This window comes from Saccharothrix xinjiangensis (assembly GCF_039527585.1).
Lineage (GTDB): Bacteria > Actinomycetota > Actinomycetes > Mycobacteriales > Pseudonocardiaceae > Actinosynnema > Actinosynnema xinjiangensis.
This window is the reverse complement of sequence record NZ_BAAAKE010000004.1, coordinates 338,551-351,665: the sequence shown is the minus strand read 5'-3', so window position 1 is coordinate 351,665 and position 13,115 is coordinate 338,551. Positions and strand designations below refer to the sequence as shown.

Genomic DNA, 13,115 nt, shown 5'->3' with positions numbered 1-13,115 from the left:
GGGCAGCCGGACATGGTCGCGGTATCCAATGGTGCCTCCGCGGGGAAGAGCACGTCGGCACCCCTGACTCCCGTCCTGACGAAGCGCTGGCTGTCGCCGCGCTCCTGGACGCTGAAGACCTACGAGCAGCTGGAGGGCTACACGGCGCTGCGCAAGGCGCTCACGGCCCACCCGGACCAGCTGATCCAGCAGTGCAAGGACTCCGGGCTGCGCGGTCGCGGCGGCGCGGGCTTCCCCACCGGCATGAAGTGGGGCTTCATCCCGCAGAACGACGGCAAGCCGCACTACCTCGTCATCAACGCCGACGAGGGCGAGCCGGGCACCTGCAAGGACATCCCGCTGATGATGGCGGACCCGCATTCGCTGATCGAGGGCATCATCATCACCTCGTACGCGATCCGGGCGAACTTCGCCGCGATCTACGTGCGCGGCGAGGTGCTGCACGTGATCCGCCGGCTGAACGCGGCGGTGCGCGAGGCGTACGAGGCGGGCTACCTGGGCAAGGACGTCCTCGGCACGGGCTTCGACCTCGACCTCGTGGTGCACGCGGGCGCGGGCGCCTACATCTGCGGCGAGGAGACGGCGCTGCTGGACTCGCTGGAGGGCCGCCGCGGGCAGCCGCGGCTCAAGCCGCCGTTCCCCGCGACCGCCGGCCTGTACGCGTCGCCGACCGTGGTGAACAACGTCGAGACGATCGCCAGCGTGCCCTACATCGTCAACGGCGGCGCGGACTGGTTCCGCACCATGGGCCGTGAGCGGTCGCCGGGCCCGAAGATCTTCTCGCTGTCCGGCCACGTGACCAACCCGGGCCAGTACGAGGCCCCGATGGGCGTCACGCTGCGCGAGCTGCTGGAGCTGGCGGGCGGCATGAAGGACGGCATCCCGCTGAAGTTCTGGACGCCGGGCGGCTCGTCCACCCCGCTGTTCACCGCCGAGCACCTCGACGTGCCGCTGGACTTCGAGGGCGCGGCCGAGGCGGGCTCGATGCTCGGCACCACCGCCCTCCAGGTCTTCAACGAGACGGTGTCGGTGCCCTGGGCCGTCATGAAGTGGACCGAGTTCTACAAGCACGAGTCGTGCGGCAAGTGCACGCCGTGCCGCGAGGGCACCTACTGGCTGGTCCAGATCCTCCAGCGGATGGTGCGCGGCGAGGGCACGGCCAGTGACATCGACACGCTGCTGGACGTCTGCGACAACATCCTGGGCCGCTCGTTCTGCGCGCTCGGCGACGGCGCGGTCAGCCCCATCACCAGCGGCATCAAGTACTTCAGGGACGAGTTCCTGGCGCTGTGCGACCAGAACTCCAAGGTGTTGGCAGGTGCACAGGCATGACGATCGCCCCTGACAGGAGCACCCCGAAGGAATCGGGCGCCCTGGTGGTCCCCGAGGGCCACGTCAAGCTCGTCATCGACGGCGAGGAGGTCGTCGCGCCGAAGGGCGAGCTGCTGATCCGCACCGCCGAGCGGCTGGGCACCGTCATCCCGCGGTTCTGCGACCACCCGCTGCTGGAGCCCGCGGGCGCCTGCCGGCAGTGCCTGGTCGAGGTGGAGATGGGCGGCCGGCCCATGCCGAAGCCGCAGGCCTCCTGCACCATGACGGTGGCCGACGGCATGGTGGTCAAGACCCAGCTGACCTCGCCGGTGGCGGACAAGGCGCAGCAGGGCGTGATGGAGCTGCTGCTCATCAACCACCCGCTGGACTGCCCGATCTGCGACAAGGGCGGCGAGTGCCCGCTCCAGAACCAGGCCCTCGCGCACGGCCGCGCGGACTCCCGGTTCCACGAGCACAAGCGGACCTTCCCCAAGCCGATCCCGATCTCCACGCAGGTGCTGCTGGACCGGGAGCGGTGCGTGCTGTGCCAGCGGTGCACGCGGTTCTCCGCGCAGATCGCGGGCGACCCGTTCATCGAGCTGCTGGAGCGCGGCGCGCAGCAGCAGGTCGGCGTGGCCGAGCAGAAGCCGTTCCAGAGCTACTTCTCCGGCAACACCATCCAGATCTGCCCGGTGGGCGCGCTGACCAGCGCCGCCTACCGGTTCCGGGCCCGCCCGTTCGACCTGGTGTCCACCCCCGGCGTGTGCGAGCACTGCTCGTCGGGCTGCGCCACCCGCTCGGACTGGCGGCGCGGCGCCGTGCAGCGCCGGCTGGCGGCCGACGACGCCGAGGTCAACGAGGAGTGGACCTGCGACAAGGGCCGCTTCGCGTTCCGCTACGCCACGGCCGCCGACCGGATCCGCCGACCGCTGGTGCGGGACGCGGGGACCGGCGAGCTGCGCGAGTCGTCGTGGACCGAGGCGCTCCAGGTCGCGGCCGAGGGCCTGGCCAGGGCCCGCGACGGCAAGGGCGCGGGCGTGCTCGCCGGCGGCCGGCTGACCGTCGAGGACGCCTACGCCTACGCGAAGTTCGCCCGGGTCGCGCTGCGCACCAACGACGTGGACTTCCGCGCCCGGCCGCACTCGCGCGAGGAGCTGGAGTTCCTGACCGGCGCGGTCCTCGGCCGCACCCCGGACAGCGGCGGCGTCACCTACGCGGCGATCGAGTCCGCCCCGGCCGCGCTGCTGGTGGCGTTCGAGCCGGAGGAGGAGTCCCCGATCGTGTTCCTGCGGCTGCGCAAGGCGGCCCGCAAGAACCGGATCAGGGTCTTCCACCTCGGCCAGTTCACCACCCCGGCGGTGGAGAAGACCAACGGCGTGCTGCTGGCCTGCGTGCCCGGCCAGGAGCCGAACGCGATCAACGCCCTGCCCGAGCACGCGGCGGACGTGGTCGAGGACCTGTCGAAGCCGGGCGCGGTGATCCTGGTCGGCGAGCGCGCCGCCGAGGTGCCCGGCCTGTTCTCCGCGGTCGCGGCGCTGGCCGAGCGGACCGGCGCCCGGGTCGCCTGGGTGCCGCGGCGCGCGGGCGAGCGCGGCGCCCTGGAAGCGGGCCTGCTGCCCACGCTGCTGCCGGGCGGCCACCCGGTCGGCGACCCGGCGGCGCGCGCGGAGGTCGAGGCGGCCTGGGGCCTGGAGGCGGGTTCGCTGCCCGCCGTGGCCGGCCGCGACACCACGGGCATCCTGACCGCCGCCGCGGGCGGCGACCTGGACGCGCTGGTGGTCGGCGGCGTCGACCCGTTCGACCTGCCGGACCCCGCGCTGGCCCAGCGCGCGCTGGAGACCGCCGGTTTCGTGGTCAGCCTGGAGCTGCGGCACAGCGCGGTCACCGCGCACGCCGACGTGGTGCTCCCGATCGCGCCCGCCGTCGAGAAGTCGGGCAGCTACCTCAACTGGGAGGGCAGGCGGCGGGCCTTCCGGACGACGCTGGAGGGCACCGGCGCGCTGTCCGACGGCCGCGTGCTCGACACGCTGGCCGTGGAGATGGACGCCGACCTGTTCACCCAGACCCCGGCGTCGGCCGCGGCCGACTTCGCGCGGCTCGGCGCGGCGCCCGCGAGCGCCTCCGCCCCGACCGCGCCCGCCCCGCTGCTGACCCAGCCCCGGGACGGCCAGGCGGTCCTGGCGACCTGGCGGCGGCTGCTCGACAACGGCTCGCTCCAGGACGACGAGCCGAACCTGGCGGGCACCGCGCGCCCGGTCGTGGCCAAGCTGTCCCCGGCCACCGCCGTGCACCTGGGCGTCGAGCTGGGCGGCGAGATCACCGTGTCCACCGACCGGGGCGAGGTGGTGCTGCCGGTCGAGGCCGCGGACCTGCCCGACGGCGTCGTGTGGCTGCCCGGCAACTCGGGCGCGGTCACCGTGCGGCGCAACCTGGCCGCGGGCCACGGCTCCGTGGTCGCGGTCGCCCCCGCGGTCACCGGGAGGAACACCACGCTCGGAGGCGAGGCATGACCACCGCAGAACTGATCGCCGACGACCCGCTCTGGTTGATCGTCATCAAGGTCGTGGGGATCTTCGCGTTCCTCGTCGTGATGACCCTGTTCATGATCAACTGGGAGCGCAAGGTCGTCGCCCGGATGCAGCAGCGCCCCGGCCCGAACCGGGTCGGCCCCGGCGGCTGGCTCCAGTCGCTGGCCGACGGCCTGAAGCTGGCGTTCAAGGAGGACATCCGCCCGGTCCTGGCGGACAAGTGGGTGTTCTTCCTGGCCCCGGTGATCTCCTGCGTCCCGGCGTTCGTGGCCTTCTCGGTCATCCCGATCGGCGGCGAGGTCTCGATCTTCGGCGAGCGCACCGCCCTCCAGCTGGTCGACCTGCCGGTCGGCGTGCTGGTCGTGCTGGCCTGCTCCTCGCTCGGCGTCTACGGCATCGTGCTGTCCGGCTGGGCCTCCGGCTCGCCCTACCCGCTGCTGGGCGCGCTGCGCTCGGCCGCGCAGGTGATCTCCTACGAGATCGCGATGGGCCTGTCGATCGTCGCCGTGGTCATGCACTCGCACTCGCTGTCCACCTCGGACATCGTCGACGCCCAGTCCGGCGGCTGGTACTTCTACCTGCTGCCGGTCAGCTTCCTCATCTACGTCGTCTCCATGGTCGGCGAGACCAACCGGGCGCCGTTCGACCTCCCCGAGGCCGAGTCGGAGCTGGTCGGCGGCTTCCACACCGAGTACAGCTCGCTCAAGTTCGCGCTGTTCTTCCTCGCCGAGTACGTCAACATGGTGACCGTCTCGGCGCTGGCCACCACGCTGTTCCTCGGCGGCTGGCGGTTCCCGTTCGTCGGCGACGACCACCTGCTCAACAGCGGCTGGTTCGGCCTGCTCTGGTTCGTGCTCAAGACGCTGGCCTTCCTGTTCCTGTTCATCTGGCTGCGCGGCACGCTCCCCCGCCTGCGCTATGACCAGTTCATGCGGCTGGGCTGGAAGTTCCTGGTCCCGGTCGCGCTGATCTGGTTCGTCGCGGTGGCCTTCGCCCGCTTCCTGCGCCAGGAGTGGGAGGCCCGCGGCGGCCTGGACACCAGCACCGCGCTGATCGTGATCGGGGCGTTCCTCGCGATCGTGCTGCTGATCGCGTTCCTGCTGCCCGACAAGCGCGAGGAGCACGACCCGAACGCCGTGCCGGTCACCGGCGGCGGCTACCCCGTGCCCCCGCTCGACCTCGCAGTCCCCAAGGCACCGCCGCGCCGGCAGGTCCCGGTCGCGGAGCTGCCCACCACCGCCGGCGGCGACACCGGCGCCCGCACCCAGGAACCGGCAGCGGTTACCGCATCCAAGGAGGCCAGCGATGGGGATGTTTGATCCCGTCAAGGGCTTCGGCGTCACCTTCGGCACGATGTTCAAGAAGGTCGTCACCGAGGAGTACCCCGAGGTCAAGAAGGTCACCGCGCCGCGGTTCCACGGCCGCCACCAGCTCAACCGGCACCCGGACGGGCTGGAGAAGTGCGTGGGCTGCGAGCTGTGCGCGTGGGCCTGCCCGGCGGACGCGATCTTCGTCGAGGGCGGCGACAACACCGAGGACGAGCGCTACTCGCCCGGTGAGCGCTACGGCGCGGACTACCAGATCAACTACCTGCGGTGCATCGGCTGCGGCCTGTGCATCGAGGCGTGCCCGACCCGCTCGCTCACCATGACCAACGAGTACGAGCTGGCCGACGACAACCGCCAGAAGCTGATCTTCACCAAGGAAGACCTGCTCGCGCCCCTGCTGCCCGGCATGGAGCAGCCGCCGCACCCGATGCGGCTGGGCGAGGACGAGAAGGACTACTACGTGAACGGCCCGGCGCTGGCCCGCGAGGCGGGCGTGCCCGAGGGCGCGACGGTCGAGACGGGACCCGAGGAGGCGTTGAAGTGAGCCTCTCGTCCCTGCTCCTCCAGCAGCCCGAGGTGGTCGAGACCGCGGTCGACGTGGTCACCACCGGCGAGGCGGTCGCGTTCTGGGTCCTCGGCCCGCTCGCCCTGGCCGGCGCGCTGGGGATGCTCTTCGCGCGGAACGCCGTGCACTCCGCGCTGTGGCTGGTGCTCACCATGCTCAGCCTCGGCGTGCTCTACATGGTCCAGCAGGCGCCGTTCCTCGGCTTCGTGCAGATCATCGTCTACACCGGCGCGATCATGATGCTGTTCCTGTTCGTGCTGATGATGGTCGGCCGGGACAGCTCCGACTCGGTGGTCGAGGTGCTGCGCGGGCAGCGGCTGGCCGCGGCCGTGCTGGGCGTCGGCTTCGCCGGCCTGGTCGTCGGCTCCCTGGCCCGCGCGCTGACCTCCGTGCAGTCGGTCGGCCTGGTCGACGCGAACACCCAGAACGGCGGCAACGTCGCCAACATCGGCGCGGAGATCTTCACCGACTACCTGTTCCCGTTCGAGCTGACCTCCGCGCTGCTGATCACCGCGGCGATCGGCGCGATGGTGCTGGCCTTCTCCTCGCGCACCGGCAAGGACGCCAAGAAGACCCAGCGCGAGCTGGTCGAGGAGCGCTTCCGCGGTCCGCGACCCGGCTCGCTGCCCGGCCCCGGCGTGTTCGCCACCGCCAACTCGGTGGCCACGCCCGCCCTGCTGCCGGACGGCTCGGTCGCCGCCGAGTCGCTGTCCGAGCTGATCGAGACGACCGGCAAGGAACGCCTCGACGACGACGTCGCGGAGGTGTCCGGCACCGGGCACCAGGCCGACGCACGCGCGCTCAAGGGAGAGTCGTCGTGACCCCTACGTACTACCTGCTGCTGTCGGCGCTGCTGTTCAGCCTCGGCGCGGTCGGCGTGCTGGTGCGGCGCAACGCCATCGTGGTGTTCATGTGCGTCGAGCTGATGCTCAACGCGGTCAACCTCAGCCTGGTCACGTTCGCCCGCATCAACGGCGGGCTGGACGGCCAGGTGATGGCGTTCTTCGTGATGGTCGTGGCCGCGGCGGAGGTCGTGATCGGCCTGGCGATCATCATGGCGATCTTCAAGACGCGTCGCTCGGCCTCGGTCGACGATTCCAACCTGTTGAAGTACTGAGAGGTCCACGGTGACGGAACCTGTTGCCGCCAGCGGGATCGGCAGTCTCGCCTGGTTGTTGCTCGCCCTGCCCGCGTTCGGCGCGTTCGTGCTGCTGGTCGGTGGCAGGCGCACCGACAAGTGGGGCCACCTGCTGGGCTGCGCCACCGTGATCGCCGCCTTCGGGTACGGCCTCGCGCTGTTCTTCGACGTGCTCGGCCAGGGCCCCGACGGCCGCACCACCGAGCTGCACCTGTTCGACTGGGTGCCGGTGAACGCGCTGGACGTCGAGTTCGGGCTGCGCCTCGACCCGCTGTCGCTGACCTTCGTGCTGCTGATCACCGGTGTCGGGTCGCTGATCCACGTCTACTCGATCGGCTACATGTCGCACGAGGCCGGGCGGCGGAAGTTCTTCGCCTACCTGAACCTGTTCGTCGCGGCGATGCTCCTGCTGGTGCTGGGCAACGGCTTCGTGACCCTGTACTTCGGCTGGGAGGGCGTCGGCCTCGCCTCCTACCTGCTCATCGGCTGGTACCAGCACAAGCCGGAAGCGGCGTCGGCCGCGAAGAAGGCGTTCCTGATGAACCGGGTCGGCGACCTGGGCCTGGCGATCGCCATCTTCATCCTGTTCAAGGAGCTGGGCACCACCCAGTACACCGAGGTGTTCGCCCGGGTCGGCGAGCTGTCGTCGGCCGAGGTCCTGGCCGTCACGCTCCTGCTGCTGCTCGGCGCGTGCGGCAAGTCCGGCCAGTTCCCGCTCCAGGCGTGGTTGCCCGACGCGATGGCCGGCCCGACCCCGGTGTCCGCCCTGATCCACGCGGCCACCATGGTCACCGCGGGCGTCTACCTCATCGCCCGCGCGAACCCGATCTACAACCTGAGCGAGGACGGCCGCCTCGTCGTCATGATCATCGGCGGCGTGACGCTGCTGATCGGGTGCGTCATCGGCTGCGCCTACGACGACTTCAAGAAGGTCCTGGCCTACTCCACGGTCAGCCAGATCGGCTACATGATCCTGGCCGTCGGCCTCGGCCCGATCGGCTACGCGCTGGGCATCATGCACCTGCTCACGCACGGCTTCTTCAAGGCGGGCCTGTTCCTCGGCGCCGGTTCGGTCATGCACGGCATGAACGACGAGGGCAACATCCGGCGGATGGGCGGCCTGGCCAAGAAGATGCCGATCACCTTCGTCACCTGGACGCTCGGCTACCTGGCCCTGATCGGCTTCCCGTTCCTGTCCGGCTACTTCTCCAAGGACGCCATCATCGCGGCGGCGTTCAGCATGGAGGGGTGGCGCGGCTGGGTGTTCGGCGGCGTCGCGGCGCTGGGCGCGGGCCTCACCGCGTTCTACATGACCCGCCTGTTCGCCCTGGTGTTCCTGGGCAAGCCGCGGTACACCGGGCTGCGCTCGGAGGACGGCCGCGAGTACCACCCGCACGAGTCGCCGCTGACCATGACGATCCCCATGATCGTGCTGGCCTTCGGCTCGGTCGGCGCGGGCTGGTTCTTCGAGTCGAACCACAACCTGGCCGGCTGGCTCACCCCGTCGCTGGGCGAGCTCCAGGAGGGCCACGGCGTGCTGGGCCACGGCACGGTCAACATCCTGGTGCTGGCCCTGTCGGCGCTCGGCGCGGGCCTCGGCTTCCTGCTGTTCCTGCGCGGCGACCAGCCGGTCGAGCGCCCGGCGCGGGTGTCGTTCCCGGTCCGCGCCGCCCGCAACGACCTGTACGGCAACGCGCTCAACGAGGCGCTGTTCGCGCGGCCGGGCACCTGGCTCACCCGCGCGCTGGTGTTCGTGGACAACAAGGGCGTCGACGGCCTGGTCAACGGGTCGGCGGCGCTGCTGGGCGGTAGCTCGGGCCGGCTGCGCAGGCTCCAGACCGGGTTCGTCCGCTCGTACGCGCTCTCCATGCTCCTGGGTGCGGTCTTCGTCCTGGGCGCGCTGCTGATGGTGAGGTTCTCGTGAGCTGGGTGCTGATCGCGCTGCTCCTGCTGCCCCTGGTGGGCAGCCTGGTGGTGGCGTTCCTGCGGGGCAACGACCGCCTCGCCAAACTGGTCGCGCTGGCGTTCTCGCTGGTGGAGCTGGCCCTCGCGGTGCTCGCGTGGACCGCCTACGACCCGGGCGGCGACCGCCTCCAGCTGACCAGCTCGGCGGAGTGGATCCCGACCTTCGGCGTGCACCTGTCGTTCGGCGTGGACGGCATCGCGCTGGTGATGATCGCGCTGGTCGCGTTCCTGGTGCCGGTCGTCATCGGCGGCTCGTGGGCGGAGAAGCTGCCGGAGGGCCGCAGCGCGGGCGGGTTCTTCGCCCTGCTGCTCGCCATGCAGACCGGCATGGTCGGCGTGTTCGCCGCCACCGACGTGTTCCTGTTCTACGTGTTCTTCGAGGCCGTGCTGGTCCCGATGTACTTCCTGATCGGCCGCTTCGGCGGGCCGAACCGGCAGTACGCGGCCATGAAGTTCTTCCTGTACTCGCTGCTCGGCGGCCTCATCATGCTGGCCTCGGTGATCGGCCTGTACGTGGTTAGCCGGGAGGAGATCGGCCAGGGCACCTTCGACTGGGCGACCCTGGTCACCGTGACGCGGGACGCGCCGCTGTCCACGCAGATCTGGCTGTTCCTCGGCTTCTTCATCGCCTTCGCGATCAAGGCGCCGCTGGTGCCGCTGCACACGTGGCTGCCCGACGCGGGCGCCGAGGCGCCGGTGGGCGCGGGCGTGCTGCTGGTCGGCATCCTGGACAAGATCGGCACGTTCGGCTTCCTGCGCTACTGCCTGCCGCTGTTCCCGGCGGCCAGCCAGGAGCTCGCGCCGCTGGTGCTGGTGCTGGCCGTGGTGGGCATCGTCTACGGCTCGCTGCTGGCGGTCGGCCAGTCGGACATGAAGCGGTTCGTCGCCTACACCTCGATCGCGCACTTCGGCTTCATCGCGCTGGGCATCTTCGCGTTCAGCTCGCAGGCCGGCGCGGGCGCGGTGCTCTACATGGTCAACCACGGCATCTCGACCGGCATGTTGTTCCTGGTCGTCGGCATGGTGATGGCCCGCGGCGGCTCGCGCCTGATCGAGGACTACGGCGGCATGGCGAAGCTGACCCCGGTGCTGGGCGGGCTGTTCTTCGTGGCCGGCCTGTCGTCGCTGGCGCTGCCGGGCACCAACTCGTTCGTGAGCGAGTTCCTGGTGCTCATCGGCTCCTACCCGAACGAACCGGTGTTCACCGTCATCGCCGCGCTCGGCATGGTGCTCGCCGCGCTGTACGTGCTGTGGCTCTACCAGCGGGTCTTCCAGGGCCCGGTGCGCGGCACCGCGCTGGTCGACCTGGCCGGCGGCCCCGGCGCGGCGGTCGACCCCGAGCGCGCCCCGGTGCCGGACCTGAACAAGCGCGAGCTGGCCGTGCTCGCACCGCTCGTGGCGCTGATCTTGGTGCTGGGCTTCTACCCGAAGCCGGTGTTGGACGTGATCACCCCGTCGGTCGGGGCGACGCTCAGCGAGGTCGGTGTGGCCGACCCGGTCGCGCAGGAAGGCAAGTGACGTGACGACGTTCCTCTCGCAGAACGTGGAGCGGCTGCAAGCACCGGAGATCGACTACTTCGCCGTCGCGCCGCTGCTGATCGTGCTGGGCGCGGCCTGCGCCGGCGTGCTCGTCGAGGCGTTCCTGCCGAAGGCGCAGCGCTGGGCCGCGCAGGTCGTGCTCGTGCTGGCCACCCTGGCCGCCGCGGGCGCGCTGCTCGTCGCCTACGCGTCCGACGAGGGCACTCCCGACCAGGGCAAGACGACCCTGGCGGGCGCGATCTCGGTGGACCAGCCGACGATCTTCCTGTGGGCCACGCTGCTGCTGCTCGGCCTGGGCTCGGTGCTGCTGATCGCCGACAGGTCCGTCGAGCCCGGCGGCGCGTTCATGCCGGAGGCCACGCCCAGCGGCGGCACCTACCGGGACCAGGCCGGGGGCGGCGCCCAGGCCCTGATGACGCGCGAGCAGGCCACCCGGTTCGGCATGCAGACCGAGGTGTTCCCGCTCACGCTGTTCGCGCTCGGCGGCATGATGGTCTTCGTCGCGGCGAACGACCTGCTCACCATGTTCATCGCGCTCGAAGTGCTGTCGCTGCCGCTGTACCTGATGTGCGGCCTGGCGCGCCGCCGTCGCCTGCTGTCGCAGGAGGCCGCGGTGAAGTACTTCCTGCTGGGCGCGTTCGCGTCGGCGTTCTTCCTCTACGGCGTGGCCCTGCTCTACGGCTACGCGGGCTCGGTGAAGCTGGCCGACATCGCCACCGCCACCTCGGGCACCGACCGGTCCGACACGCTGCTGTACGCGGGCTTCGGCCTGCTGGTGGTCGGCCTGCTGTTCAAGGCCTCCGTCGGCCCGTTCCACGCCTGGACCCCGGACGTCTACCAGGGCGCGCCGACGCCGGTGACGGCGTTCATGGCGGCGTGCACGAAGGTCGCCGCGTTCGGCGGCATCCTGCGCGTGCTCTACGGCGCGTTCGAGCGCTCCAGCTGGGAGTGGCAGGGCGTGCTGTGGGGCGTGGCCATCGTGTCCATGGTGATCGGCGCGGTGCTCGGCCTCACCCAGACCGACGTGAAGCGCATGATCGCCTACTCGTCGGTGGCGCACGCGGGCTTCCTGCTGGTCGGCGCGATCTCGCTGAACGAGCAGGGCCTGTCGGGCACGATGTTCTACCTCATGGCCTACGGCTTCACCACGATCGCCGCGTTCGGCGTCGTCAGCCTGGTGCGCAACGCCGACGGCGAGGCCACCCACCTGTCGCAGTGGGCGGGCCTGGCCAAGCGGTCGCCGGTGGTGGCCGGTGTGTTCACGTTCCTGCTGCTCGCGCTCGCCGGCCTGCCGCTGACCAGCGGTTTCATCGGCAAGTTCGCGGTGTTCGCGGCGGCCGTCGAGGCCGACATGACGCCGCTGGTGGTGGTCGCGCTGGTGGCCAGCGCCGTGGCGGCGTTCTTCTACCTGCGGGTCATCGTGCTGATGTACTTCAGCGAGCCCGCGGCGGACGGCCCGGCGGTGAGCGTGCCCGGCGCGTTCACCACCATGGCGATCACGATGGGCGTGCTGTTCACGCTCGTGCTCGGTGTTTGGCCGCCCAAGGTGCTCGAATGGGCGGGTACCGGCGCGTTCATCTTCTAGTGGTACGTAGGCTCTGTAGGCGTGACCAGTAGCGAGCGGGCGGGGACGGGGTTCCGGTTTGCGGACCCCGTGCTCGCGGAGGTGGTGCAGGGCGGCCTCAACGAGGTGGAGGAGCTGCTGCACAAGGTCGTGCAGAGCGAGTTCCACCCGGTGATGGAGACGTCGCTGCACCTGGTCGAGGCGGGCGGCAAGCGCATCCGCCCGCTGTTCACCATCCTGTCCGCCCAGTTCGGCGAGACCTGGGACCGCGAGAACGTGATCAAGGCGGCGGCCGTCGTCGAGCTGACGCACCTCGCCACGCTGTACCACGACGACGTGATGGACGAGGCCACCATGCGCCGCGGCGCGGCGTCGGCCAACGCGAAGTGGGACAACAGCATCGCCATCCTCACCGGCGACTACCTGTTCGCGCACGCCTCCGCGCTGGTGGCGGACCTGGGCACCGGCGCCGCGCGGATCATCGCGGAGACGTTCTCCGAGCTGGTCACCGGCCAGATGCGCGAGACCGTCGGCCCGCGCGCCGGCGAGGACCCGGTCGCGCACTACCTGACCACGATCGCGGAGAAGACCGGTTCGCTGATCGCGACCGCCGCCCGGTTCGGCGCGATGTTCTCCGAGGCGACGCCGGAGCAGGTGGAGGCGCTGCGCGCGTACGGCGAGGTGATCGGGGCGGCGTTCCAGATCTCCGACGACGTCATCGACATCGCCTCGCCGACCGAGGAGTCCGGCAAGACGCCCGGCACGGACCTGCGCGAGGGCGTGAAGACCCTGCCCATGCTGTACGCGCTGGAGGACGAGCCGGACTCGCGGCTGGCGCGGCTGCTGGCGGCCCCGATCACCGACGACGCCGAGGTCTTCGAGGCGCTGGAGCTGCTGCGGGCGTCCTCGGGGTTGGCGCGGGCGCGCAAGACCCTGGACGACTACGCGGAGCGGGCGCGCGCCAACCTGGAGGTGCTGCCGACGGGGGCCGCGCGGGACGCGCTGGAGTCGGTCAGCGACTACGTGGTGACTCGTACTAGATAGTTTGGCCGCTGCTCTGCGTTGAATTGCCGCTGCTCCGCAGCGGCGGCTCGGCCGCCTGAAGTCGGCCCATCGGCCCGTCTTCCGGCGAAATCGAAGGGCGTGATTTCGCCGGAAGGCGCGCCGACAGGCCGAC

General features: G+C 70.9%; 10 protein-coding genes. All 10 read left to right on the top strand.

Going from position 1 to position 13,115, the window contains the following annotated elements:
- The first annotated feature begins 12 nt into the window (after window positions 1-12).
- The 10 genes from nuoF to ABD223_RS12195 are packed head-to-tail and all read left to right on the top strand — an operon-like array spanning window position 13 to window position 12,982.
- The gene (gene nuoF / locus ABD223_RS12240; RefSeq protein ID WP_344036208.1) at window positions 13-1,332 is read left to right on the top strand and encodes an NADH-quinone oxidoreductase subunit NuoF; all 1,320 of its coding nucleotides are present in this window, start codon (window positions 13-15) and stop codon (window positions 1,330-1,332) included.
- Window positions 1,329-3,821, top strand: a complete 2,493-nt coding sequence (locus tag ABD223_RS12235; protein ID WP_344036207.1) for an NADH-quinone oxidoreductase subunit G — start codon at window positions 1,329-1,331, stop codon at window positions 3,819-3,821. The genes nuoF and ABD223_RS12235 overlap by 4 nt, the downstream gene beginning before the upstream one ends.
- On the top strand, window positions 3,818-5,158 hold the full coding sequence (gene nuoH, locus ABD223_RS12230; protein ID WP_344036206.1) for an NADH-quinone oxidoreductase subunit NuoH: 1,341 nt from the start codon (window positions 3,818-3,820) through the stop codon (window positions 5,156-5,158). The genes ABD223_RS12235 and nuoH overlap by 4 nt, the downstream gene beginning before the upstream one ends.
- On the top strand, window positions 5,145-5,711 hold the full coding sequence (gene nuoI, locus ABD223_RS12225) for an NADH-quinone oxidoreductase subunit NuoI (protein ID WP_344036205.1): 567 nt from the start codon (window positions 5,145-5,147) through the stop codon (window positions 5,709-5,711). The genes nuoH and nuoI overlap by 14 nt, the downstream gene beginning before the upstream one ends.
- Window positions 5,708-6,553: an NADH-quinone oxidoreductase subunit J gene (locus tag ABD223_RS12220; protein ID WP_344036204.1), complete on the top strand. Its 846-nt coding sequence runs from the start codon at window positions 5,708-5,710 to the stop codon at window positions 6,551-6,553. Before nuoI ends, ABD223_RS12220 begins: the two co-directional genes overlap by 4 nt.
- Window positions 6,550-6,849, top strand: a complete 300-nt coding sequence (gene nuoK, locus ABD223_RS12215) for an NADH-quinone oxidoreductase subunit NuoK (protein ID WP_344036203.1) — start codon at window positions 6,550-6,552, stop codon at window positions 6,847-6,849. The genes ABD223_RS12220 and nuoK overlap by 4 nt, the downstream gene beginning before the upstream one ends.
- A gap of 10 nt (window positions 6,850-6,859) precedes the next feature.
- Window positions 6,860-8,794 carry an NADH-quinone oxidoreductase subunit L gene (nuoL, locus tag ABD223_RS12210; protein WP_380647845.1) on the top strand — a complete coding sequence of 645 codons (1,935 nt, stop codon included), beginning with the start codon at window positions 6,860-6,862 and terminating at the stop codon, window positions 8,792-8,794.
- Entirely contained in the window at window positions 8,791-10,353 is a 1,563-nt protein-coding gene (locus tag ABD223_RS12205; protein WP_344036201.1) for an NADH-quinone oxidoreductase subunit M, read from the top strand. The genes nuoL and ABD223_RS12205 overlap by 4 nt, the downstream gene beginning before the upstream one ends.
- Before the next feature lies 1 nt (window position 10,354).
- Window positions 10,355-11,959: an NADH-quinone oxidoreductase subunit NuoN gene (nuoN, locus tag ABD223_RS12200; protein ID WP_380647843.1), complete on the top strand. Its 1,605-nt coding sequence runs from the start codon at window positions 10,355-10,357 to the stop codon at window positions 11,957-11,959.
- Window positions 11,960-11,980: 21 nt separating this feature from the next.
- A complete protein-coding gene (locus ABD223_RS12195; protein ID WP_380647840.1) occupies window positions 11,981-12,982 on the top strand; it encodes a polyprenyl synthetase family protein in 1,002 nt (333 codons plus the stop codon).
- Window positions 12,983-13,115: the final 133 nt, after the last annotated feature.

Coding starts and splice junctions, on each gene's coding strand:
- nuoF (WP_344036208.1), top strand. CDS start 13: ATGGTCGCGGTATCCAATGGTGCCTCCGCGGGGAAGAGCACGTCGGCA.
- ABD223_RS12235 (WP_344036207.1), top strand. CDS start 1,329: ATGACGATCGCCCCTGACAGGAGCACCCCGAAGGAATCGGGCGCCCTG.
- nuoH (WP_344036206.1), top strand. CDS start 3,818: ATGACCACCGCAGAACTGATCGCCGACGACCCGCTCTGGTTGATCGTC.
- nuoI (WP_344036205.1), top strand. CDS start 5,145: ATGGGGATGTTTGATCCCGTCAAGGGCTTCGGCGTCACCTTCGGCACG.